Origin of the sequence: Rossellomorea vietnamensis (genome assembly GCF_025398035.1) — a bacterium.
GTDB lineage: Bacteria > Bacillota > Bacilli > Bacillales > Bacillaceae_B > Rossellomorea > Rossellomorea vietnamensis_B.
In genome coordinates this window covers 2,452,551-2,475,655 of record NZ_CP104558.1, presented here as the reverse complement: position 1 = coordinate 2,475,655, position 23,105 = coordinate 2,452,551, and the positions used below count along the sequence as shown (strand labels likewise).

Here is a 23,105-nt window from a genome sequence, read left to right as displayed (position 1 = left end):
CGTTCGTAATATAGAAGGCTTGTATTATAGTATATCTAATGTTTCAAATAGTTTGAAAATTCTTTCAAAGAGGTGTTGTAATTGAAGAAAAAAGTCGTTGCACTAGGATTGACAGCAGGGTTAATGATGAGTCCGGTCTTGGCCTCGGAAGCATTTGGAGCTTCAAATGTAAGTGAAAAGGTGAATTTCAATTCACAGATGGGAACTCCTCAATTTATTTCGGGTCAATTGACGAAGGCATCTTCAAAGGCTCCGGAAACAGTTGTATTTGATTATTTAACAGACAAACAAAAGACGTTCAAGTTTAAAGGTGATTCAAAATTATCGTTCAAAGTAGTAGACAAGCAGAAGGATGATCTAGGATATACATATCTTCGCATCCAGCAAGTATATAAGGGAACTCCTGTTTATGGGGCTGTGCTGACAGCACACGTAAACAAGGAAGGGGTGCTCACAGCTCTATCAGGAGCGCCGGCAGCAAACCTTGATGAGAAACAAAACCTGAAACAAACGAAGAAACTAACTAAAAAAGAAGCCGTTTCATCAGCCGAAAAAGATCTGGTTAAGGCAGTAGGCAGCCAGCCTGATTACGAATACGCCCCTAAGTCCGAATCAGTGATTTATGTGAAAGACGGTGAAGCTCATTATGCCTATCTCGTAAACTATAATTTCCTGGCACCTGAGCCTGGGAACTGGAATTATTTCGTGGATGCGGTCACAGGTGATATCCTTGCCAAGGTGAATGAAATTCATGAAGCAGGGAAAGGAGCCGGTAAGCCTGGAGGCGGTGGAGGTGCCGCTGGAGGTACAGACACTGTCGGATCCGGTAAGGGAGTGTTGGGAGATACGAAGTCACTGAATACGTACCTTTCTTCTTCCACTTATTATTTACAAGATCGCACAAGAGGGAATGGTATTTTCACGTATGATGGTTCGAACCGTACACGTCTTCCCGGCTCCCTGTGGGCAGACAGTGACAATGTGTTTAATGCAAGCTATGACGCAGCAGCGGTAGATGCCCATTATTATGCAGGAACCACGTACGATTATTATAAAAATACCCATAATCGAAATAGCTATGACGGAAATGGAGCAGCCTTGAAATCGACTGTTCATTACGGCAGAAACTATAATAACGCATTTTGGAATGGTCAACAGATGGTATACGGTGATGGAGATGGATCGACGTTCATATCATTATCCGGCGGACTTGATGTCATCGCCCATGAGCTGACTCATGCCGTCACGGATACAACAGCCGATTTGATCTATCAAAATGAATCGGGGGCCATCAATGAATCTATGTCGGATATTTTTGGAACATTGGTAGAGTACGACGCAAATAACAATCCGGATTGGGAAATCGGAGAAGACATTTACACGCCAAATAAGAGTGGGGATGCTCTCCGTTCCATGTCTGATCCTGCGAAGTACGGTGATCCCGACCACTATTCTGTAAGATACACAGGAACTCAGGATAATGGCGGGGTTCATATCAACAGCGGAATCGGAAATAAGGCGGCATACCTGTTAAGTCAAGGTGGGACACACTATGGTGTGAAGGTAACGGGAATCGGAACGGCCAAGACCGGGAAGATCTATTATCGTGCCCTGACTCAATACTTGACACCATCATCCAACTACAGCCAGCTGCGTTCGGCGGCAGTTCAGGCAGCAACGGATTTATATGGTGCAGGAAGTGCTGAAGTGGCAAGTGTGAATGCGGCGTATAATGCGGTAGGCGTCAACTAAACAGGTAAAGAGAAGAGAAGGGCTGAAATGGCTCTTCTTTTTTTGTACCGTATTTTTACAAAGAGTCCGGTGAGGAAACATCACATTTGCTTCCTTTTCGCCTTTTCCAGGATCTGTTTGGCTAAACGGTAATACGTATCGGCTTCTACTTTCGATTCAGCTCTTTTTAGCTGCATCATATAGTTTTGAAATCGAAGTTTGTCGATTGACGAGACTTTCATCACAATTTTTCGCATAATGGCGCTCCTTTAGTGGACAAAATTGCGTCCAATTATCTATTCTGAATTTTCTGTAAATAATATATAATAATAGTAAATGATTCCAGAGGGTGGATAGAATGTCCTTATTCGAAGTGATCTTGTTGCCAATGTTGATGGGTGGTATTGGGGGCTTAGGACATATTCTGGTTTTCAAAAACGGTCATTTCACTTTTCCGCGAAAATTTATTGATGACCAGGGTGAGAAACATTATCTTTTTGGCTCAACGAAGGATATTATCATAGGCGTTCTGGCAGGATATTTGTCCGTGTTACCGGTAGTTGATACAGTCCCGATCTGGTATGTGATCTATATCAGTTTATTATCCGGAATCGGGGGAAGTTCCGTCATCACACGAAAAATCGAACAAAATTTAGCAGCGACCAAAGCATCCTATATTCAAGAGCTATCTCATTATCAGCTCGAACCGACCTCTAAGGGAGGATCTCCAAACCATAATGAGGTGAAACCTGTTGGCGAAGTGGAAGAAAAAAAGAATCAAGGTTGAACTGCCACCAGAAGATTATGAAAAAGCGAACCACTATTTAAAGAGGCTGAAGGAGGCAGATAGCCTAGTCGAGCTGGACTACTACTACAATAAAGTGACAAAAATAATTGAGAAATCACAGGATGTCTAAGATGGTTCAATGGAAAGCGTCGTCCTATATCCATTTAATGTAACCAAAAAGTGAGAGGATGAAACTGACAATTGAGTCAGCTTTTTTTCTGTCAGGGAAAGATGCAAGAAAGAGATGCCTCTTTCCATACTTACCTATTTCCACCCCCCTCTGGAATATAGGTTTTAGGAGTAGCGTAACGCAGCTATTCCTTTTTTCATGGAAGAGTTTCGTCAGGGGCAGTTCATTCGAACCTGTTCACGAAGTTGCTTTTCTTATATTATATTCCTACAGGCATAATCGTACAATTGAAATTTTGATTGAATTCTATATGACTTTCACTTGTAGATTACGAGAAACATGCATATGCTAGAGAGAGAATTTCCAAGAAAAGAGCACAGTGATTCACTGCCTGAGAACCACTGGAGGAGGAAAAAGAATGAACTTGGAACATTGGTTTGATAAAGGACTGACACCGGAAGAATACATAGAAAATATGAGTGCTCATAAAGAAAATACAGAAGCCATCCGAAAAGGTTTTAAGATTCCGCGGGAAGACGTAGAGGTGTTAAATCAACTGGGAGAGCAATCTTTACGGGTGATTGCCATTACGGAGGATTGGTGCGGTGACGCCATGCTGAACATCCCGATCCTTCTTTCTGTTGCGGAGGCGGCCAATCTGGACGTTCGCATGATTTTGAGGGACGAAAATCTGGAACTGATGGATCAATATCTGACCAATGGAACGTCGAGAGCGATCCCGATCTTCATTTTTATCGATAAAGAAGGAAAGGAGAAGCTGGTATGGGGGCCTCGGGCTCCGATGGTGAAAAAAATCGTCGATGATGAGCGGGCGAAGCTTCCACCGAGGGATCATGAACTGTTCCCTGAAAAGCAGAAAGAGATGATCCAGCGCCTGACCTCCCAATACATCAAGGATAGAAGGGTATGGGAGGAAGTATACGAAAGCTTGAAGACGAGCCTCGTTCAAAACGTATTGATGTAGCACGATTAAGATGGGGGAGACTTCCGGGACACGTTCCGGGAGTCTTCTTTCATTTGGTTCATGATGCTTCATGGATGCTCAAAAGGAACTGGTCATAAGTACCCGTCGGGATGGTATTTATTGCCGGTTCACGAATGGGGGTATTCACGTTAATATGATATAGGATGAGGAGTTGAAGCATCATGATTCACCAAAAGACAAATACAATTGTTATAGAAGCGCTAAATAAATTTCCCCATAAAATTCACATTAAATTGGGAGAAATCCTGCGCGAACGAGGATTGACTCAAGGCGATCTTCACCGCTTAACAGGATTAAGAGTGGCTACGATCAATGAGTTAGTGAATTTCAAGAAGAAATCCTTAACAGTGGCTCACCTTGTATCCATTATGATCGCCCTTAGAATTACAGACATTCGTGATCTAATTGAAATAGAATTCGACCAGGAAGTCCAAGACTACTTCAACGAAGAAAATCAGCGAATGAAAAATGGATTCACCCCGGACCTCACGAAAACCGCCGAACAAAACGTAAAGCGGATCGCAGCCGGAGCCAACAGCTAACGTGCACAGCAAACGGTCATCTCTGATGACCGTTTTTTTTTAGGGACGGACCTCTATTCCTTCATGAAATCCCTCTCTAAAATAATAGAAATATAATTTACGATAAGGTTTATCGCGAGTGGAAATAGGATAATTTCTTAAAGTAACCGATCAATTAAAGGATTACAAATTATGACGATATAAAGGTAAGCGAGGTCCGTCCCTCGGCAGGAGTTTCCCCTTGGCATACAGAATGTAGTATGTAGGAAGGCTCTTAGTGCAGGCGGTTGTGATGGAGTTGACATGAAATCGTAACGTTCAGCAGAGTGAAAATCAATTATGATAGGGGAAGAGAGTGAATGGAAGTGAATTTTGGTAATGTGACCTCCCGTTACGCTGCGTCTTGTGATGATATTCCGCATCAATTTTTTGATACGTTGAAGGTAAGAGGAATCGTGTGGGAAGGAAGGAAAGTGGCTGAAATTGGTGCAGGTACCGGAGCCCTGACACGAAAGCTTCATAAGCGTGGAGCCGAAGTGATCGGAGTCGAACCTTCTATTGACCTGAGGAAAACGGCCAAGGCATTGGAAAGCAGGCAATACCTCGAGATCCCTTATCTGACCGGCACTGCAGAATCAACGAATCTGCCAGATCACTACTACGATATCACGATGAGTCATAGAAGCTGGCATTTATTCGATCGCCCGAAAGCGATACATGAAATGAAGCGGATTTTGAAGGAGAAAGGAACGTTCATTGTAAGCGATTCAAGCTTCCTTCCAAATCAGGAAGTCGTAAAGGATACGATGACGTTTTTACATGAATATATTGGTGAAACCCCGGAAGGAAAAGCTGATCCGGGCAATCAAGTAAATGGATTTCCCGTGGAATGGTTGTTAGAATGGCAGCAAGCCGACTTTACGATCAAAGATTTTTATACATTTTACTATATGGTCGATTTCACCATACAGTCCTGGTGCGAGCGCGTAGGATCCCTTTCCTTGCTCTCTCATTTAGAGGATACGGAGATAGAAGGATTACTGCAGTCATTACATACCTTCTTATCCAGACGTCACGATTCCCTCCATGAGTTTACTCTTCAGCACCAGTTTACAGTCTGCCTGATGAAAAAGTAGAAAGAGTGATCGGATTGGAAGCAGTAAAAAAATATGTGAACTATTTAAATATGGATATCGAGCCCCCTACGTTGAACTACTTACAGCGGTTGATCCAACAGCATCTGATACGGATTCCCTATGAGACATTCAGTAAATTTTATTATTTCTCAGAGGGTGGCTCCTTTGTCCCCTCGTTGGAGACATTTGCGGAAAATCTCCATTTGAAAGGGTGGGGAGGAACGTGCTTTACGCTGAATATTAATTTTGGAAGGTTGCTAAAAAAACTAGGCTTCCATTGTCAATTTGTCAGAGTGAACCCGGGACACCTGGGACTGATGATTTCGATTGATAACCGTAAGCTGTATGTCGATGTCGGTTATGGTTCTCCCATCATGAAGCCTGTGGAGCTCGAGGCGAGACAGAAACATCTGCTTCACGGATTTGGAGAGGAAATCATCTTTACCCAGAAGGACATCCGTGAGTTCGAAGTCGATCGCCGTTCGAACGGGAAGACGTTTGTAAAAAAGACCATAGAGTGGATACCGCTAGAAGAAGAAGACCTGGAGAGGGACATACAGGCTTCCTATCTGGATTCCGATGACAACATCACCATGAGAAGAATCACCGCCGTCCGCTTCCAGGGGAACCAGTGTTATTTTCTCCGTAATCGGACGTTGAAGGTCATGACCTACCGGAATATCCGGGAGTATCAAATGAAGGATCTGGATAAGTGGAAAGACATCATCGGTGAAGTCTATCATTTTGATATGAAGTCCCTTGACGAATCCATCCATTTTTTGCAAAAACGGAACATACATCTATTCCCATAACCGTACAGAATATCAGGGTGATATTCTGTACGGTTATTTTTTTGCTTCCCTCCCAGTATAACTCCCCATTTATGAATTCTTTCTGACAATCATGGATCCGGCTCCCATCAGGCGTGGGAAATTTCATATTTCATTAGATTTTTCCTGTGAAAAGAGTTATGATATTGACCGGTGGACGATTTGAAAAATCCTGCCTTTTGAACATATTTTGCATGAATAAATTAAATTGGTATATGATGTTAAAAGATGGTATATACATGGACGAGTTTTTTTAATCAATACAGATTAGGATGATGGGTATGAAACGAGCAAGAATAATATACAATCCGACTTCGGGGCGGGAGCTTTTTAAAAAACACCTCGCTGAAGTATTAATCAAATTGGAGCAGGCAGGATATGAAACATCTGTACACGCCACCATTTGTGAAGGGGATGCAACCGAAGCGGCACGGATCGCTGTTGAACGCAAATATGATATCGTCGTCGCTGCAGGTGGGGACGGTACGTTAAATGAAGTCGTGAATGGATTAGCTGAACAGGACTACCGGCCGAAGCTGGGGATTGTTCCGATGGGGACAACGAATGACTTCGCCCGTGCCCTGCACATTCCAAAGGATATCAGCTCGGCCATTGATGTGATTACGAAGGGTGAAACGATCCCAGTCGATATTGGACGCATGAATGAGCGCTATTTCATCAATATCGCCGGTGGGGGAAGAATCACGGAATTGACCTATGAAGTACCGAGTAAGCTTAAAACCATGATGGGGCAGCTTGCTTATTATCTGAAGGGCATTGAAATGCTTCCTTCCATTAAACCGACGGATGTATCGATCGAATATGATGGTAAGCTGTTTGAAGGACAAGCGATGCTTTTCCTCATCGGATTGACCAATTCGGTCGGCGGCTTCGAGAAATTGGCTCCCGATGCTTCAATCAATGACGGTTTATTTTCACTCCTGATTCTGAAGAAAACGAATCTGGCAGAATTTATCCGCATTGCTTCCCTGGCAGTACGTGGAGAGCATGTGAATGATCCGAACGTCATTTACACACAAGCCAATCGAATCAAAATCAAGGCGAAAGAAAAGGTGCAGCTGAATGTGGATGGCGAGCTTGGAGGGGTCCTGCCTGCCGAATTCGAAAACCTGTATCGTCACCTGCAAGTCTTCGTCCCACTTGATAAGATCCGGCCGGAAGATAAAGCAGAATGATAAAAAGGAATGCCGTTGGGGTTACGGCATTCCTTTTTTTTATGAACATAATTTAGTTAACGAACAAAAAAATGGAAAACGTCAATGGAAATCCGATTAAAAAGCCCCATCCGATCTGTTGTTTATGGCGGAAAGGAACCTTCCGGACGATCCAGGACAATAGATGGGCGACAATCACAAAGGCAAAGACCCATATCAGTTGCCCGACGACAAACACAAATAAATAGGCAAGGATCGATTCTTTATTCAACAAAAGGGATATCCCGAATCCAAAGGTCAAGGTTAAAAAGGTGAGTCCGATCAGTATATAGGGTAGCCACCACCTTCTTGACTTGAGAGCGAATAACACTCCAAGAAAAACATTCCCTACAAGGATAAGGTTTACTAAGAAGTCTGGGTTCATATTTATCTACCTTCTCTTTCTAGAATTGTTGCACATACCATTGTACCCTTTGTAGATCGGATAAAACGCGGTAAGTTTTTACATCCTAACAAGAAAATGTACATTGTGTCTCTTTCTTTTGCAGCCTGTTAAATTTTGTATACCCCGGCACTCCCTGACTGTGTTACAGTGAATAAAAAGCGTGTCTGATCATGTGCCGCTGAGAAGGAGAATATCATGTATATCGTACATTCAACATTTGTAGTGCCTGATGAGAAGGCAGAGGAAGTCATATCAATCTATCATACCCGTTCAGGTCTGGTAGACAATGCAGACGGATTCCAACGGTTCCTCCTGCTGCAAAATGAGAAAAAGCCGGGAGAGATCACCGTCCATATGGAGTGGGATACGAAAGAAGATTTCATGAAATGGGTACAAAGTGAAGACTATAAGCGGATTCATGATCTGGAAAAGAAATACCCGGATCAGGAATTGGCATCCATCATCCCGTCCATTGACCGGTATAAAGTGGTGGCGTACTGATGGAAAATAAATATAAACATGTTATAGATGAAGCCGTTGTGAAACTATACGATCGATACCCGGAATTGGATGAAAAGTTTGGAGAAGCCGGCCGGAAGAAATGCTATGAAGATAATATCCATCACTTCAATTACCTGGAGTCTGCTGCCGATGTAGGTGAATCGAAGGTGTTTTCCGATTATGCCCTCTGGCTGAACAGCGTGCTTGTGAGCAGGGGCATGAAATCCGATCATCTTATCGATAATTTCAAGTGCATCATGGAATCCCTCGAAGAGACCCGTGTTGAAAAGGGTGAAGCCTTCGAGCTTTATCTGAAACAGGCAATCGAATCCATCCAGGCCGCAGACAGGGAAGAACCCGCCTCCTCCTGAACACAAAAAGCATCGGCCCGTCGATGCTTTTTTTCATAGAGAGGGACGGACCTCCATCCATTTCATTCTCCCTATCCATTTATGGTACAATCAGTAGAGTCTTAAAAAGGAATTCGTAAAGGAAGATACACGTGAGTAAAAAAGCACCCGTTCAAAAAAATGATTATATAGATGAAGCCGTATTCGAGGATTTGACCCATGACGGCAATGGAGTAACAAAGGTCGACGGATACCCATTATTTGTCCCCAATGCCCTGCCCGGGGAAGAAGGCCGGGTCAAAGTCGTGAAAACGAGTAAAGGATACGGGTTCGGCCGACTGTCAGAACGCACGAAAGATAGTCCGTTTCGTCAGGAGCCTCCTTGTCCGATCTACAGGGAATGCGGAGGCTGCCAGATCCAGCACATGACGTATGAAGGTCAGCTGGAAGCGAAAGAGAAGAACGTAAAGGCCGTCATGCAGCGTATCGGTAAGCTTCATGACCTACACGTGCACCCGGTCCTTGGAATGGAAGAGCCATGGCGCTACCGCAATAAAGCCCAGGTTCCTGTAGGGGAAAAGGACGGACGGTTTGTAGCAGGATTCTATCAAAAACGAAGTCATGAAATCATCGATATGGACAAATGTATCATTCAATATGAAAAAAATGATGAAGTGATCCAGCATGTGAAGGAAGTATGTGAAAAATTGGAGGTCCGTCCCTACGATGAGAAGAATCATAAAGGGACTCTCCGCCATATTATGACCCGGACGGCGTATACGACGGGTGAGGTAATGGTGGTATTGGTCACGCGGACGCCTGAGCTTCCACACAAGAAGGCGATAGTGGATGCACTTATCGAAAATATTGAAGGCTTAAAATCGGTCGTTCATAACGTGAACTCTAAACGAACAAATGTGATCATGGGCGATACAACCCGCGTCTTATGGGGGGAAGAAGTGATCCACGATTATATCGGTGATGTGAAGTTCGCAATCTCAGCAAGGTCCTTTTATCAGGTGAACCCGGAGCAGACGAAGGTGCTTTATGATAAAGCGTTGGAGTATGCCGATTTGCAGGGAGAAGAAACGGTCATCGATGCGTATTGCGGAATCGGTACAATCTCCTTATTCCTCGCTCAAAAAGCGAAGAAGGTATACGGGGTGGAAATCGTTCCACAGGCGATAGAAGATGCGAAGCAAAATGCCGAGTTAAATGGTATGGCGAATGTGGAATTCAAAGCGGGACCTGCAGAAGTCGTCATCCCCGATTGGTATAAAGAAGGGATCAAAGCGGACGTCCTTGTCGTGGATCCACCGCGAAAGGGCTGTGATGAAGCACTTCTGAACACAATCCTTGCCATGAAGCCCAAGCGGGTGGTCTATGTATCCTGCAACCCGGCAACCCTTGCCCGTGACCTTAGAATATTGGAAGACGGCGGGTATAAAACAGCGGAGGTGCAGCCGGTCGATATGTTTCCACAGACGATGCACTGTGAAGCCGTTGCGAAGATCGAGTTAGTAGAATGAAAAATGTAGAGGTCATCGGCCTCTACATTTTTTTCATTCGATCTAACAATAATCCATCGGTGGTATCGTTCTTACCAACGACGAAGTCTTTCATATAGTATTGAACATACTCACCATAGCGACTCCCTGTTTCGGTCAATAGTTCATCTACATATCTCACTCCGTTCGGCAAAGGATCAAGAAGAAGGGAAGCGAAACCGGCATAAATCCCACAGGCCACTTGAAAATAGGTGGCGTTCGTTTGATACGTTTCATAGATCTCTTGATTGCTCAGCTCATTATACATATATAGCTCCCGGTCGTTATAAACGAGCAGGACCCCTACTAAATCTTTTCCTATTAAAGGGTGTTTGCCGGGATCAAGAGTTTCCATTGGGAAATCCCATATCTTATCCACATCATCGAGGTTATTTCGGATGAGAGTTGTGGTATGATCATTCACTTTATATAGAAAGCCCCCTTCCATATTGAACCTCCTGCATAATGTGTACACTTCTTCATGGGGCATCAGGCATCCATTGAACGTCACTTCACCAAGGGTCACTTTGAATTCCAAATCATATACATTTTCATAGAGAAAGAGTGGTGTTTTCTCTTTCATCATCATCGGAAAACTTAGAATCGCTTCATCAAGGAAACATTCAGGGGACCATGTGGTGTAGACACAATTCTCCTTTGCAACGGTTTCATCTTGAAAGAAAGAGGTATCATGCTCCACAATGTAACAGGCGAGGGGCGGCTCTTTCATGGCCTTCATTCTTTCGATGGCCATCCACTGTACCACCCCCGGATTCATTCCAGAGCATACAATCCCTTTCATATTCGTATAGGCAGACTTGTTCTCTTCAAAGATACGGAGGCGTTCCATGAGGGGAAATCCTTCAAACTCATCTTCGTTATCGTCTACCATTTTATTTTCCAAAGCGGTATTGATATATTGTATTCCCAGTTCATTGCAGCATTGAAGCATCTCTACTGTGTCGGCCCAAGAAACATCCAATACAATCGATGTGTTGGAATCCCTTAAATGTTTTTGAAAGAGGGGGAGGTTATGAAGGTCAAAGTTCATTATACGGAATTGATTGAATAAATGGGGGAAAAGAGCGGAGTAATAGCTGGATTCTTTTTGATTGTGATCGATTAAATAAATCACGGCATCCCGGATTACGTTGTGGATGGGGTCCTCATGATCCTGAACAGATTTGTTGAGGATGGAAAGGACTGATTTTGCCACACCTCCTGCACTACCAAGAATCGTTATAATCGCTTTCGTTTTTAGCACGTTTCTTTCATCCCTTCATTATGGAATCTTCGTTACTTTTAATTTTCCTTCTCCTCTGGTGAGTTTGATCATTTCCTGTTTTTTAGGGTGCAATACGGAAACCAAATAGAGAACCGCATCCATGGGATCGATTGTATCTCCACATGTGTATCCATCTATGGCTGCAAATCCCTTTTCAGGATACGTGTGAATGGAAAGGTGGCTTTCGGATAAAACAACAAATACAGTCACTCCAAAAGGTTGAAAGGTTTTACTTTCACATGAAAGAATAGTAGCGCCAATATCCTTTGCAGCCTGTACTAAATGTTTCTCCAGCAATACTGGGTCATTTAATAGATTGAACTCCACTCCCCAAAAGTCAGCAATAATATGGGTTCCGGATGTACTGTACTCCACTTCCACAACTCCTTTCCTAAATGTAATTACCTACTATCAGATTATGTCCTCTCTCATTTGATGGGACCGGCTATCCATCATTTAACGGGAAAATCCACCGTATCACTAGTATGATATCTTCCCAGCAGGATAAATGGCTTAGCGTGGACCCCTGTCGGGTCAAATAGGCTGGGTTGAGGTGAACGTATAGGGCTGAAGGATAATACACTATTTTGATATCAAAAATTCTTAGGTGCAGGGAGGAATGAAGGTGAGTAGAAAAAAAGATGAGCCATGGCTTTCAGATCAATTCAACCCCTTAAAGAATACGGATAAAAACCAAGGAGGCGGTCATGATCCTGAACCTGGTTCTTCCGGAGATGAATGGGATCGAGTGGGGCTCAAAGAAATACTGGCGGGGGATCATACCGAACTTTATCAAGGGAAAAGTAAGTTTCAGGATATTCACTTGTTATGTACAGAGGATATTCGGCTATATTTAAATGGCCAATTGCAATTCAGTTCAGTGGATGAACGGATATATCATGAGGCATTTGTACACATTCCGTTTTATCTGACAGAAAATGTTCAGTCAGTGTTGGTATTAGGAGGAGGGGACGGGCTCGCTCTCAGGGAAATCCTTAAATATCCGGAAGTGAAGTCTGTGGATCTTGTTGATATTGATTCCAAGATGGTTGAGCTCGCTCAACATAATAATGACCTGATGAATTTAAATAACCGGGCGTTTAATGATAAGAGGGTAAATGCCTATATCAAAGATGCAAAGCAATACGTAAAGAAGAATAGAAAGGTGTATGATTTGATCATCATCGATTTTCCTGATCCATCAAATGAACTGCTGGCGGGCTTATACACAGCGGAATTATTTATGGATCTCCGAAATGTCCTCAGTGATGATGGGGTGATCGTTTGCCAATCTAATGCGTTGGACGCAGCGCCGACAGTGTTTTGGAGCATTGGATCGACATTTGAAAGAGCAGGATTTTATACGGATCAATACCACACGATCATTCCTTCGTTTGGGGACTGGGGATTCACACTGGCTTCTAAAAAACGGATGAAAAGGCGATTTGCCAGAAGAAATGGCTACCACCGAACGCTGCCCGATGACATTGAACGATTATTTCAATTTCATCCTGATTATCTGCATTATAAGAGAAGGGCAATCGTAAATTCAGAAAGAAACCTGAAGCTCCACATCATATTTAACGAGGAAAATGACTGGTAACATGATTCTTCCATACCAGATGTGCTCCATTTGGTATGGAAGAATGATGTCGACAGGTTTTGAAAAAAGATGAAAGGTAAAGTATGATAGAAGATAGTTATTCAAACTTGTACAAGCTAAGAAAAGTGAGGAAGAACGTTATGTATCTCACCATCAAAGAAACAGCCGAATATTTGTCTCTGCCTGAATCGTATATCGAAAGCCTCGTGCAGCAAAGGAAGATAAGGGCAGTTCATGACGGAGAACAGTATTTACTATACCGGGATCAATTCAATCAGCATCTCGAGCAAATGGAGAAAATGAAGCGACAGCTCGCAGAATATCTAAGTGAACCGATCCCTGAAGATATTGATGTGAAGGATGAAGACTAGTCCTGGACGAATCCAGAAATTTTTTGAGAAATGGAGAATACAATGAACGGACAACAGCGTTCCAATATAAAACCGGGTCTTGAAGTGGACATCGTCCTGAAAAAAGACCAGCGCACAGACAAACTGACCCGGGGGATCGTGAAAGACATACTAACGAATTCCCCCAATCACCCACACGGCATCAAAGTCCGATTAGCAGATGGACAGGTTGGCCGGGTGAAGAATATTATTGAGAAATAAGAGGCCGGTGCGGTCTCTTTTTTCTATATCTTGAAAAGTGATGTACCAAAGTGGTGTACCCGGTACAATTCAATGGGATTGTACCGGGTACAAAAAATCAGCTGACAAAAAAAGACCTCGATCTCCTCAAAGGGACCCGAGGTCTTTCGATTTTTATTTAACTAAACAATTGAGGGATGCCTTGAATCAACGAGTACACACCCATATAAGACATGGCCACGACAATCAGAACACCGAATACGGTCATCCAGATCGGGTGCTTGTAGTCACCGACGATTTTTGCTTTATGGGCGGCAATCAGCATGACACCAAGGGCGATCGGAAGGATCAGTCCATTGAGGGACCCGACCAGGATCAAGATGGCAACCGGTTTACCGACAATCACGAAAACAAGTGTTGAGATCGTAATGAATCCGACGATCAGCCACTTATGATATTTCTCAAGGAGCGGGCTGAATGTACGGATGAAGGATACAGACGTATAGGCTGCCCCGACAACGGATGAAACAGCGGCAGACCACATGACGATTCCGAACATTTTGTACCCGATATCACCGGCAGCCAGTTGGAATACTGACGCAGGTGGGTTCTTAGGGTCTAATGTAAACCCTTGAGCGACAATCCCCAATGCGGCAAGGAATAAAAAGATCCGCATGATGGACGCGATCCCGATGGCTGATACGGAGCTTTTGGTGATTTCAGGAAGAGCTTTTTTTCCTGTTATCCCGGCCTCCAATAATCGATGCCCCCCCGCAAAGGTGATGTATCCACCGACGGTCCCACCGACCAGGGTGATGATCGCGAGAAAGTCGATGGTGTCGGGAGCGAATGTTTTCGTTACGGCTTCGCCGACAGGTGGATTGGCTGTGAACATGACATATACCGTAAGGATGATCATTAATAGTCCCAGAATTTGAGCGAATTTGTCCATCAATCTGCCCGCTTCCTTTACCAGGAAGATTCCGACAGCGACGATCCCGCTGAACAATGCGCCCATTTCAGGTGAGATCCCGAACAGGACATTCGTACCCAGTCCTGCACCGGCGATATTTCCGATGTTAAAGGCAAGGCCACCTGCAACGATGAGGATGGCAAGGAAATACCCTAATCCGGGAAGGACATCATTTGCGATATCCTGAGCCCTTTTTTCAGAAATGGCAATGATGCGCCAAATATTCAGCTGGGCGCCAATATCGATAAGGATGGAAATTAAAATGACGAAACCAAAGCTTGCGGCCAGCTTTTCGGTAAAGACGGTTGTTTGAGTCAGGAAGCCCGGTCCGATGGCGGAGGTCGCCATCAGGAACGCTGCTCCCAGTAATAGGCTGAAATTCGATTTTTTCTTCAAGTGGTTCTCTCCTTTGTTGTGAACTAAGAGTTAAATTTCAAGGCGATTCCTTGCTTTAAGTGGTTTAATTGTCGCTCGCGATCTATGTATAGCTCCTGAGCCTTTTCATGGGAGATCATGGTGAATGTAATGTCTTCTCCCGGCTTCGTTTGAGCAATGAGGGGAAGATCCACGGATGCAATGTATCCCATTCTCGGATAGCCTCCCGTCGTTTGCCTGTCAGCCAAAAGAATGATCGGCTGCCCATTCGACGGAACCTGAATCGTTCCAAACACCACCGCTTCTGAAATCATATCGAACTTCTCATCAAGATGGAGGGACGGACCTTCAAGACGGTATCCCATCCGATCTGATTGCGAAGACACTTTAAAAGGCTGCTTGAAAAACTTCTCGCGGCTCTCTTCGGAAAATAAATCGTACTCCGTTCCAGGGATGACCCGAATGACTTTCTTCTGATGATAGGATGAAATGAATTCAGATGATATCGACCAGTCGATTTCCGTGAAGTCACTCTTCTCCACATAGGGAAGTAAGTAGTCGATCATATTGGCAGATTCTTTGTTGAGAGGTCCTGCTTCCAACGTATCGCCAGGCTTAAGGGGACGACCTTCGAATCCCCCAATTCCCGCCCTTACATATGTGGACCTGCTGTTCATGACTTTTTCGACACGAAAACCTCCTGCAACCGCAAGATAACTGCGGCAGCCATTCGTGCATGACCCGAACTTCAGGATGCTCCCGGCTTTGATCAACAGGGATCTCCTTAAAGGAACGGGCTTCCCGTCAATGGTCGGAGTTAAATCTCCCCCGCAGATCGAGATCAGGGAGGTTTCCTTGAATTCAAGGACAGGTCCCATCAGGGTGATTTCAAGGGTTGCCTCGTCCACTTCGTTGCCGACGAGGAGGTTCGCAATTTTGTGGGCGAGGGGATCCATGCTCCCGCTCACGATGACGCCATGTTTTTGGTAACCGTTCCTTCCTAAGTCCTGAATGGTCGTCAGGAGGCCGGGTTTGATGACATTAATCATTGTTCCTCCTCCAATGCTTTATATTCTTCAAGGGAAATCGGAGTGAAGCGGATTCGGTCCCCGGCTTTCAATAAGCTTGGTGACTCGTCATTATCAGGTTGGAACAGTTTTAAGGGTGTACGGCCGATCAGCTGCCATCCACCTGGTGTTTCGATGGGGTATACCCCTGTTTGTTCCCCGGCTATTCCAACTGAGCCTGCCGGTATTTTCAGGCGTGGGGACTCTCTTCTCGGCGTCGCGATTTCCGGCGACATGCCTCCGATATAAGGGAATCCTGGAGCGAAGCCGATCATGTATACGAGATAGTCACCGTTAGTATGTTTCGTGATGACTTCTTCAGGGGATAATTGATGATGGGTGGCGACTTCTTCAAGGTCAGGCCCGAATTCTCCGCCGTAACATACGGGGATATCGATGATTCTTGCTTCTCCTTTTTCTTCGGTTTTCAGGGTTGAAAGCATGTGTTCGATTTCAGAACAGACGACCCTATATGGAAGTGTGTTTTGAAAGGGTTTGTGAGATTCGGTGATTTTGATTGGATCGTAATAGAGTGTGACAGTTGTGAAGGCCGGGATATATTCTACCAGCCAGTCGAATGATTGGGTTTCGATTATGTTTGTTACCGCTTTCACCAAGTCGTGCGTTTCTTGCTGGATCGAGCTGCCTAATTGGATGACGACGGCGTGGTCGCCTAATGGGCGTAACGTATAATTCAAAGAATGACCTCCATTCATGGTTGTATTTTTATAGGAAATAAAAAGTAAATATGTATGAGTGGCCGTGTAAATAAGATTATTCAGAAAGTTTGGCCATGTTGTTATTATAGTATAATTCTTTGTGTTTTCAATAAAAGTATGGGAAATAGCTGTGTGAATAAGGAAGATTAAGACTTTGCACCTAATGATAGTGCAGGAGTTTTTTGGCTTATTCGAGTGAAACGTTCGTTTCACTCGCCTTTCAGCTTATGCTGAAAGGCCGGGGATAGGGGGACAACCGACAGAATAAAATGAATTTTCTCCTGTCGGTTGTCCCCCTATCCCCGGAATAAGCCAAAAAACAGTAAAGAATTATTTTCTTCATAATAGTGAATGTAGGCTCATTGTTACTATTTGCATTCTGTTAAAAACTTACACATTTCCGTTGTTTTATTTCGTATCACAAATGTGTTTTATGTGCTATTATTTAGTAATCCGAAATAATATCTCCATCATCTGATGGGGTTTGATAGATGGGAAGGGAGGTTTTTTTATGAAGGTGAAGGATCCTTTATGGACGAGGTCTTTTATTATGTTAATGGTGGGGAATTTGTTTGTGTTTATGTCGTTTCAGATGTTGATTCCGACGCTTCCTCCTTATATTAAGTCGATTGGGGCTTCAGGGCTTGAGATTGGATTGGTTACGACGCTGTTTTCCATCGGGGCTGTGTTAAGCCGGCCGTTCATTGGGTTTATGTTGGAATACAGGGACAGGAAGCCCCTTGTCTTGATAGGGGTGATCTCGTTACTCGCGATTACGGTGATTTATCCATTGTCGAGTGTGGTGTTCATCTTTCTTTTATTCCGTTTTGTGCACGGACTCGCATGGGGCTGGTCCACAACGGTTAATGGAACGGCAGCCGTCGATGTGGTGCCTAAATCCCGTTTAGGAGAAGGAATGGGGTACTACGGTTTGTCAATTACGATCGGAATGATCATCGCCCCGAGTCTCGGAATCTATTTGTTCCAGGTCACGACCTTCACGAATCTGATCATCACTTCAAGTGTACTGGGTGTCATCGCGATCTTCCTGTTGGGAATCGTTCATTATCAGACACCTAAAGTGGTCAAAGAAACGAAGAAAGAAGATTTGAAGTTTTCCTATCTTGGTTCTTTAGTCGAAAAATCCAGCTGGTTCCCGGCTTTCATTACCATCATGGTGACCTTTGGATACGGATCGATCGTAACATTCATCGTTATCTTCGGGGAAGAACGCGGAATACAGCATATCTTCCTGTTCTATTTATGTAATGCGATCATGGCGTCCCTTTCAAGACCGATTGCAGGAAAGTGGTTTGATGAACGGGGACCAAAGGGACTTGTGCTCTTCTGTATCGTCGTGACGTTTGTCGGCATGTGGGCACTGTCTTTCGCTCATTCCGATTTGCTGATCGTCGTATCCGGTCTTCTTTTCGGAGTTGGATTCGGCTCACTGATTCCGACTCTTCAATCGTGGACATTGTCCATGACGCCGGATCATAGACGTGGAGTGGCGAACGGCATGTTTTTCTCTTCCATCGATCTTGGTATCGGGTTGAGCGGCCTGGTATTCGGCGTGCTGGCTCAGTATGTCGAGACGGGTGTGCTATTCCAAATTTCCAGTCTGTTCTTACTTATTGCCCTCGTCGTGGCGATTCTTGAAGGCAGAAAACAAAAAAAGCTTGTCCATCAGACTTCCGCATAGTTTGATGGGAGAATAATAGTGGTAAGTATAAAGGACTATCTATTTTGAAAGGGCAGCAAAGCCTTTCGTAATGGATAGTCCTTTCTTCTGTAATGGAAGTGATTCCATTGAATCACGGCAGAAAGTATCAATCGGAAAATGAAAAGGAAATGAAATTTTATCCCCATGAAATTCTGTTAGAATGAGAGAAATAGACAAGTCTGTGAGGTTTCCGGCAAGGGAGGCCCACATATAACGGAGGACATTATGACAGAAGAAAAATTACTGATGGAGAAGTCATTTTATCGAACTTTTTTAGTAGATCAGGACACGAACCGTCATCCAATAGAAGTACTTGGAGGAGCATTTGTCGAAGAACAGCAAAACGAACCGTATGATTTAACGTATATCCGCTATGCCCAGGGGGAGGTTTATTTTCACAGCCGGGACTATGAAGCGGCCATCTTCAAATGGGAAAGCATCCTGAACGAACTGGAGCCATGGGCTAAGAAGAACATTGCGGATTCTTACTATGAGCTTGGGATGCTGTCATCGGCCGAGGATGTATACACAGCCATCCAAACCGATAGTACGATCCTAACCATGGAGGTGTCCCTGCAGCTATTCTCCCTTTACATTGAGAGGAACAAGATCCAATCGGCCTATCACACGATCGAGAAAGCTTTATCGATCGAACCGGATTATCCGAACGTCACGGAACTTGCAAGGTCCTTTTATGAGGAGCAGGGGGACTGGAATAAAGCGGTGGAACTGGCGGTGAAGGAATCCATCCGGACGAGGCAACCTGCATGGTTCATGATTTTGAGAGAGTATGGTGATCAAGGGTACACAAGGTCATTTGCTCCGGATTATTTCTATGATCTATTGATCGCAGTGTATGAAAAAGACCGTAAACAATTCAAGGATCTCGTATCCAGTCTCTGGGCGAGTTACAGAGGCCACTCCGCTGCCCATATCGAATGGATGCTGACGGTGAATACGATCTTTGAATATGTGGAAATCCTTCCGAACGACTCTTGGCAGGAAATTCTTTCCCACTTCAAAGAGGCATATATCGGATTCCTTGAAGGTGACTACCTTGTGAAAGACCTTGAAGGCTTCATGCCGAGTATGCTGACGAACTGGTTGAAGGTGAGCAGGGATCAAGAGCCGCTATTTCCGGCGGCAGCCGTTCTGGCCTGGAACGATGTCTTTTCCTACAGCATCGAACCAATGGTGACGGAAGAAGCGGAAATGATCCTGTTAGAGGAGAATTCCTATCAGGCGAGGTTTGATGACATCATCCTGTTCTTGAATAAAATCATTCAGTGGGCGGAACGGAATGACGCACCTGTCGGATACAAAACTCAGTGGATCGCAGAGCAGTTGATGGATCTGAGTGAACACCATCTACTGATTGCAGGTAGTGCATCAAGCGGGAAGTCCTCTTTTGTCCAATCCGTCCTGGGTGAAAGTGTCGGAGAAGCGGAAGATTCAACGATCATCTACAGCTATCATGATCAGCAGGTGGAAGTGAAGGAGATTCATGACCAAGGGGTCCACCAGGTGGAAAGCATCGCAGACTTCGAAGAGTTGATGCAGCGTGAAGCCTTTGTCGAGTATAAGCTTCCATCAGAGTTCCTTAAGAAAAATGGAACGGCCCTCATCGATGTTCAAACGGGTAAGAGGAAGCTTGACGATCTGACTGCCTTTTATCCTGCTGCGGATGGTTTATTGTATGTCCTGAATGCCGATGCCCCGTTTAATGCAGAAGACCGTCAGACCTTACGGAAATTAGCGGAAATCGGACAGCCTGTGAACGTACATTTCTTATTAAATAAGATGGATAAAGTATCCCACACAGAGAGAACGGAAGAAATCATTGAATCTGCACGAAACAAAGCCCGTGAATGGTTCCCGGATGCAGAGGTGCTGCCTTATTCGTCCCTTGAAGCCGTTCATCTTCAACGTAAAGATGTGGAGACGTTCCTCGGGGATCATTATCAGGTGAAGAGCGGTGCCCTTAAGGGAGAGCGTGGAAGCAAACTATTTTATTTAGTGAGAAAAACGTTAAGGGATCTATACTCCAAACGAAAGAATCATGAAAAAGAGTTGAAAGAGAGTATTGAGAAAAATGAGGACATCCTCACACGTCTAAATGGATTTGAGAACTACTTGGGAGACATGCAAAGCGATAAGGTTTCCATCATCAAGGATTCCTTCCATCAAAAGAAGGAAGCCATGAAGAAGGAAATCTCTGAGAAAATCCCTGCGATCCTCAGCGGTTGCTCGGAATTGATCAGCGAAGAAAGTGATTTCAAACAAATCCATACGGAATTAAATGATGCGATGAACACAAGGATCCAGGAGTACATCCAGGACGATCTCATGCCCCGTTACGTCACGTCGCTTGAGGAATGGCTTGCCTTTTCAAAACAGGAGTTGCAGGACAGCCAGGACTACTTGAATGAAATGAGTGAAACATTCAACGGACTATTCGGAAAAGATAAAGTCGTTTTACAATGCGATTTTCAAGTGGTTGATGATTGGCGCAGAGACGTCAGCAGAATGGGAACGAGGGCACAGATCGACAAAGAGAATATACTTCTGCGGTTTAAGCCGGCTCAGTTCCTTCTGAAAAGCGCAGGAAAGCTGCTAGGGGTCCTGCCGCAGAATAAGTCATTATTATATAACCAGTACAAGCGTTATCTGGAGAACGAAGATTATCAGGATATTACGGCATCCGTTGTCCAGAAGTTCTTCCTTCAGTTTGATCTGTTTGAGAAATCTCTGCAGCAGGATGTTCATTCATTCTTCGCGGAGCCGTTCAAGCAGCTGGAGGTAACGATCAAGGATACGGAAGCGGAGATCGCATCCGATCAGGATGCATTGAAGTTAATGAAAGCAAATCCGGAACGATATTTCGATCCGATCACCCTGTTTGAGGTGAAACTTCTTCAGCATGAATACATGGTGAAGGCAAGTTACAACGCTTCACATCATTTTTCATAAGATAAAAAGACTGATTCAATCCATTGGCCACACCTTGGATTGGATCAGTCTTTTCTTTCGTTCGCTACTTACATATGCAAAAAGCTGCTGTTTTCCTGGATGACTTCGGCGATGATCCGTTCCAGGGAGTTTTCGGTATGGATGGTGGAGAAGTCGAGTCCGAGGTGGATCGCTGTCTGGGCGACTTCAGGTCGGATACCCGTGATGACGGATTTGACTCCCAGCAGATTCAAGGCATCGATGAGGCGGAAGATCTGCTGTGCCACCATGGTGTCCACCAATACGACCCCGGACAAGTCGATAATCAGCATGGACAGATGGGCATCTGCACTTTGCTGAAGGGTCGAGTCCATGATCATTCGTGCACGGGTTGTATCAATATCCCCAATGATCGGAAGCAGCCCAACTTCCGAGGTTAGAGAAATGACAGGTGTACTTAATTCCTGGATCAATGTGGACTGAGCCTGAAGCCTATTCATTAAGATACCAAGGAATGTCGAAGTGAACGTTTCCAGGACATAATCCAAGGCGAAGTTAATCTTGCGCTCCCACTCGAAGACCTCTTTCAATTGGATGTGTAGTTCAGAGTGTTCGTCGACGAATCTTTCGACATACGTCCAATACACCCTTCTGAAAATACCTGAGTTTCGCACGACTTCATCAAGGGTCGTACTGGATTTGCTTCGGTCGGTCGCCGTTTCCTTCGTCCACTCAGAAATCAATTGTTTTGATTCCTCATCTGAAAGTAATAGGCATCTTGCAATGACCTTAACATAATTGGAGTTCTGTTCTTTGATTTTATTCAGAACCTCCGGTGGAGAATCAAGAGAATAGTGCGATCCAGTTTTAATATTCTGAAATCTCAGCCAGTCTTCTGTGAAATCTAAGGCGTGGTCAGTTAAGTATTCATATAAATGAGACGAATGAGTGTCCATAAACTCTCCCTTTGAGAATGACTTATTCTTCTATTTTGAAACCTATTGGAAGGGCTGTCAATGATTTGGGTTGAAATGACCAAAAAGCCAATACATCATATAAATCTTTTAATCTCTAGGATCTACGACAAAAGGAGCCCTCACCAAGGCTCCTTTTCTTATGCAGATATTTTCATTTGTACGATGGAATACAATTGCTTCCTGGCCCGGTGAAAACGGGTTTTTACGGTGGAAGGGGACAGGTTCAGCTTTGTGGCGATTTCACGGTCACTCATGTCTTCCGTGACTTTCAGTGCCATGACTTCCTGCTGAGTGAGTGGAAGATGTGTGATATGATCCTGGATGCTGCTCTTAAGGAAGCGGGCATCGATTTCATCTTCCAGGGAGCGGTGATCCTCTATGGAATGGAATTCTTCGTGCTCTTCTATGCAGGTTTCATTGCGCTTGGACCTTTGGCGGACGATGTCGATGGCTGTACATTTTGCAATCGCAGTGAGCCATGATTTAATTTTTGCCGGGTCTTTAAGAGTATCCATTTTGATATAAGCTTTAAGGAACGTTTCCTGGACGGTATCCTGTGATAAATGAACGTCCTTGGTTATGTTATAAGCAATGTGATAAATCAGCTTATGGAATTGTTCATACATCTCCTCGAAGTTCAGAGGAGATGATGATGTATTTAGTGTGTCCATAGGATCACCTCGAC

25 protein-coding genes are annotated in these 23,105 nt (G+C 44.4%); 16 read left to right on the top strand and 9 right to left on the bottom strand.

Going from position 1 to position 23,105, the window contains the following annotated elements; genetic code table 11:
• Positions 1-123: 123 nt before the first annotated feature.
• A complete protein-coding gene (locus tag N5C46_RS12750) occupies positions 124-1,752 on the top strand; it encodes a M4 family metallopeptidase (RefSeq protein WP_420720459.1) in 1,629 nt (542 codons plus the stop codon).
• A gap of 80 nt (positions 1,753-1,832) precedes the next feature.
• On the opposite strand, the gene N5C46_RS12745 is transcribed toward N5C46_RS12750, so the two are convergent.
• On the bottom strand, positions 1,833-1,988 hold the full coding sequence (locus N5C46_RS12745) for a hypothetical protein (protein WP_156030059.1): 156 nt from the start codon (positions 1,986-1,988) through the stop codon (positions 1,833-1,835).
• 101 nt (positions 1,989-2,089) lie between these two features.
• On the opposite strand from N5C46_RS12745, the gene N5C46_RS12740 reads away from it, so the two are divergent.
• From N5C46_RS12740 to N5C46_RS12710, 7 genes are all read left to right on the top strand, one after another.
• Positions 2,090-2,518, top strand: coding sequence for a DUF4257 domain-containing protein (locus N5C46_RS12740; RefSeq protein ID WP_098438368.1), 429 nt, complete (start codon positions 2,090-2,092; stop codon positions 2,516-2,518).
• On the top strand, positions 2,484-2,648 hold the full coding sequence (locus tag N5C46_RS12735) for a hypothetical protein (RefSeq protein WP_156030061.1): 165 nt from the start codon (positions 2,484-2,486) through the stop codon (positions 2,646-2,648). The genes N5C46_RS12740 and N5C46_RS12735 overlap by 35 nt, the downstream gene beginning before the upstream one ends.
• Positions 2,649-3,066: 418 nt before the next feature.
• The gene (locus N5C46_RS12730; protein ID WP_261748969.1) at positions 3,067-3,633 is read left to right on the top strand and encodes a thioredoxin family protein; all 567 of its coding nucleotides are present in this window, start codon (positions 3,067-3,069) and stop codon (positions 3,631-3,633) included.
• A 182-nt stretch (positions 3,634-3,815) separates the two neighbouring features.
• Positions 3,816-4,196: a helix-turn-helix domain-containing protein gene (locus tag N5C46_RS12725; protein WP_226671697.1), complete on the top strand. Its 381-nt coding sequence runs from the start codon at positions 3,816-3,818 to the stop codon at positions 4,194-4,196.
• 338 nt (positions 4,197-4,534) lie between these two features.
• Positions 4,535-5,311, top strand: coding sequence for a class I SAM-dependent methyltransferase (locus N5C46_RS12720; protein ID WP_261748968.1), 777 nt, complete (start codon positions 4,535-4,537; stop codon positions 5,309-5,311).
• Between the two features lie 14 nt (positions 5,312-5,325).
• Positions 5,326-6,123: an arylamine N-acetyltransferase gene (locus N5C46_RS12715; RefSeq protein WP_224521563.1), complete on the top strand. Its 798-nt coding sequence runs from the start codon at positions 5,326-5,328 to the stop codon at positions 6,121-6,123.
• Between the two features lie 299 nt (positions 6,124-6,422).
• Positions 6,423-7,337 (top strand): diacylglycerol kinase, encoded by a 915-nt coding sequence (locus N5C46_RS12710; protein WP_034760879.1) that lies wholly within the window; start codon positions 6,423-6,425, stop codon positions 7,335-7,337.
• Between the two features lie 52 nt (positions 7,338-7,389).
• On the opposite strand, the gene N5C46_RS12705 is transcribed toward N5C46_RS12710, so the two are convergent.
• Entirely contained in the window at positions 7,390-7,740 is a 351-nt protein-coding gene (locus N5C46_RS12705; protein WP_061810366.1) for a hypothetical protein, read from the bottom strand.
• A gap of 216 nt (positions 7,741-7,956) precedes the next feature.
• On the opposite strand from N5C46_RS12705, the gene N5C46_RS12700 reads away from it, so the two are divergent.
• The 3 genes from N5C46_RS12700 to rlmD all read left to right on the top strand — a co-directional run bounded on the left by N5C46_RS12700 (position 7,957) and on the right by rlmD (position 10,141).
• Positions 7,957-8,262 (top strand): antibiotic biosynthesis monooxygenase family protein, encoded by a 306-nt coding sequence (locus N5C46_RS12700; protein ID WP_261748967.1) that lies wholly within the window; start codon positions 7,957-7,959, stop codon positions 8,260-8,262.
• Positions 8,262-8,633 carry a hypothetical protein gene (locus N5C46_RS12695; protein ID WP_061810368.1) on the top strand — a complete coding sequence of 124 codons (372 nt, stop codon included), beginning with the start codon at positions 8,262-8,264 and terminating at the stop codon, positions 8,631-8,633. Before N5C46_RS12700 ends, N5C46_RS12695 begins: the two co-directional genes overlap by 1 nt.
• 131 nt (positions 8,634-8,764) lie before the next feature.
• Positions 8,765-10,141: a 23S rRNA (uracil(1939)-C(5))-methyltransferase RlmD gene (gene rlmD / locus N5C46_RS12690; protein ID WP_261748966.1), complete on the top strand. Its 1,377-nt coding sequence runs from the start codon at positions 8,765-8,767 to the stop codon at positions 10,139-10,141.
• A 22-nt stretch (positions 10,142-10,163) separates the two neighbouring features.
• On the opposite strand, the gene N5C46_RS12685 is transcribed toward rlmD, so the two are convergent.
• The gene (locus tag N5C46_RS12685) at positions 10,164-11,423 is read right to left on the bottom strand and encodes an S-adenosylmethionine decarboxylase related protein (protein WP_261748965.1); all 1,260 of its coding nucleotides are present in this window, start codon (positions 11,421-11,423) and stop codon (positions 10,164-10,166) included.
• An 18-nt stretch (positions 11,424-11,441) separates the two neighbouring features.
• On the bottom strand, positions 11,442-11,819 hold the full coding sequence (gene speD / locus N5C46_RS12680) for an adenosylmethionine decarboxylase (protein ID WP_261748964.1): 378 nt from the start codon (positions 11,817-11,819) through the stop codon (positions 11,442-11,444).
• 250 nt (positions 11,820-12,069) lie between these two features.
• On the opposite strand from speD, the gene N5C46_RS12675 reads away from it, so the two are divergent.
• The 3 genes from N5C46_RS12675 (at position 12,070) to N5C46_RS12665 (ending at position 13,658) form a co-directional block, all read left to right on the top strand.
• Complete coding sequence (locus tag N5C46_RS12675; RefSeq protein ID WP_261748963.1) at positions 12,070-13,047, top strand: spermine/spermidine synthase domain-containing protein; 978 nt, start codon at positions 12,070-12,072, stop codon at positions 13,045-13,047.
• Positions 13,048-13,187: 140 nt separating this feature from the next.
• A complete protein-coding gene (locus N5C46_RS12670) occupies positions 13,188-13,418 on the top strand; it encodes an excisionase family DNA-binding protein (RefSeq protein ID WP_034760887.1) in 231 nt (76 codons plus the stop codon).
• A gap of 42 nt (positions 13,419-13,460) precedes the next feature.
• Entirely contained in the window at positions 13,461-13,658 is a 198-nt protein-coding gene (locus tag N5C46_RS12665; protein ID WP_254652855.1) for a YwbE family protein, read from the top strand.
• Between the two features lie 157 nt (positions 13,659-13,815).
• On the opposite strand, the gene N5C46_RS12660 is transcribed toward N5C46_RS12665, so the two are convergent.
• The 3 genes from N5C46_RS12660 to pxpB form a co-directional block, all read right to left on the bottom strand.
• Positions 13,816-14,958 (bottom strand): NRAMP family divalent metal transporter, encoded by a 1,143-nt coding sequence (locus N5C46_RS12660; protein ID WP_406688065.1) that lies wholly within the window; start codon positions 14,956-14,958, stop codon positions 13,816-13,818.
• Between the two features lie 71 nt (positions 14,959-15,029).
• Complete coding sequence (locus tag N5C46_RS12655; RefSeq protein ID WP_261748962.1) at positions 15,030-16,034, bottom strand: 5-oxoprolinase subunit C family protein; 1,005 nt, start codon at positions 16,032-16,034, stop codon at positions 15,030-15,032.
• Positions 16,031-16,750, bottom strand: a complete 720-nt coding sequence (pxpB, locus tag N5C46_RS12650; protein WP_272501208.1) for a 5-oxoprolinase subunit PxpB — start codon at positions 16,748-16,750, stop codon at positions 16,031-16,033. The genes N5C46_RS12655 and pxpB overlap by 4 nt, the downstream gene beginning before the upstream one ends.
• A 532-nt stretch (positions 16,751-17,282) precedes the next feature.
• On the opposite strand from pxpB, the gene N5C46_RS12645 reads away from it, so the two are divergent.
• On the top strand, positions 17,283-18,473 hold the full coding sequence (locus tag N5C46_RS12645) for an MFS transporter (protein ID WP_261748960.1): 1,191 nt from the start codon (positions 17,283-17,285) through the stop codon (positions 18,471-18,473).
• A gap of 246 nt (positions 18,474-18,719) precedes the next feature.
• Positions 18,720-21,464 carry a GTP-binding protein gene (locus tag N5C46_RS12640; RefSeq protein WP_261748959.1) on the top strand — a complete coding sequence of 915 codons (2,745 nt, stop codon included), beginning with the start codon at positions 18,720-18,722 and terminating at the stop codon, positions 21,462-21,464.
• Positions 21,465-21,532: 68 nt separating this feature from the next.
• Here the strand turns inward: N5C46_RS12640 and N5C46_RS23225 are convergent, their stop codons facing one another.
• Both N5C46_RS23225 and N5C46_RS12630 read right to left on the bottom strand, forming a co-directional pair.
• On the bottom strand, positions 21,533-22,399 hold the full coding sequence (locus N5C46_RS23225; RefSeq protein ID WP_272501207.1) for an STAS domain-containing protein: 867 nt from the start codon (positions 22,397-22,399) through the stop codon (positions 21,533-21,535).
• A gap of 158 nt (positions 22,400-22,557) precedes the next feature.
• Complete coding sequence (locus tag N5C46_RS12630) at positions 22,558-23,091, bottom strand: RNA polymerase sigma factor (RefSeq protein WP_261748958.1); 534 nt, start codon at positions 23,089-23,091, stop codon at positions 22,558-22,560.
• Between the last annotated feature and the right edge of the window lie 14 nt (positions 23,092-23,105).

Coding starts and splice junctions, on each gene's coding strand:
- N5C46_RS12740 (WP_098438368.1), top strand. CDS start 2,090: ATGTCCTTATTCGAAGTGATCTTGTTGCCAATGTTGATGGGTGGTATT.
- N5C46_RS12720 (WP_261748968.1), top strand. CDS start 4,535: ATGGAAGTGAATTTTGGTAATGTGACCTCCCGTTACGCTGCGTCTTGT.
- N5C46_RS12710 (WP_034760879.1), top strand. CDS start 6,423: ATGAAACGAGCAAGAATAATATACAATCCGACTTCGGGGCGGGAGCTT.
- N5C46_RS12655 (WP_261748962.1), bottom strand. CDS start 16,034: ATGATTAATGTCATCAAACCCGGCCTCCTGACGACCATTCAGGACTTA.
- N5C46_RS12660 (WP_406688065.1), bottom strand. CDS start 14,958: ATGGCGACCTCCGCCATCGGACCGGGCTTCCTGACTCAAACAACCGTC.
- N5C46_RS23225 (WP_272501207.1), bottom strand. CDS start 22,399: ATGGACACTCATTCGTCTCATTTATATGAATACTTAACTGACCACGCC.
- N5C46_RS12725 (WP_226671697.1), top strand. CDS start 3,816: ATGATTCACCAAAAGACAAATACAATTGTTATAGAAGCGCTAAATAAA.
- N5C46_RS12700 (WP_261748967.1), top strand. CDS start 7,957: ATGTATATCGTACATTCAACATTTGTAGTGCCTGATGAGAAGGCAGAG.
- N5C46_RS12640 (WP_261748959.1), top strand. CDS start 18,720: ATGACAGAAGAAAAATTACTGATGGAGAAGTCATTTTATCGAACTTTT.
- N5C46_RS12630 (WP_261748958.1), bottom strand. CDS start 23,091: ATGGACACACTAAATACATCATCATCTCCTCTGAACTTCGAGGAGATG.
- N5C46_RS12750 (WP_420720459.1), top strand. CDS start 124: ATGATGAGTCCGGTCTTGGCCTCGGAAGCATTTGGAGCTTCAAATGTA.
- N5C46_RS12705 (WP_061810366.1), bottom strand. CDS start 7,740: ATGAACCCAGACTTCTTAGTAAACCTTATCCTTGTAGGGAATGTTTTT.
- N5C46_RS12695 (WP_061810368.1), top strand. CDS start 8,262: ATGGAAAATAAATATAAACATGTTATAGATGAAGCCGTTGTGAAACTA.
- N5C46_RS12665 (WP_254652855.1), top strand. CDS start 13,461: ATGAACGGACAACAGCGTTCCAATATAAAACCGGGTCTTGAAGTGGAC.
- N5C46_RS12745 (WP_156030059.1), bottom strand. CDS start 1,988: ATGCGAAAAATTGTGATGAAAGTCTCGTCAATCGACAAACTTCGATTT.
- N5C46_RS12730 (WP_261748969.1), top strand. CDS start 3,067: ATGAACTTGGAACATTGGTTTGATAAAGGACTGACACCGGAAGAATAC.
- N5C46_RS12645 (WP_261748960.1), top strand. CDS start 17,283: ATGAAGGTGAAGGATCCTTTATGGACGAGGTCTTTTATTATGTTAATG.
- N5C46_RS12670 (WP_034760887.1), top strand. CDS start 13,188: ATGTATCTCACCATCAAAGAAACAGCCGAATATTTGTCTCTGCCTGAA.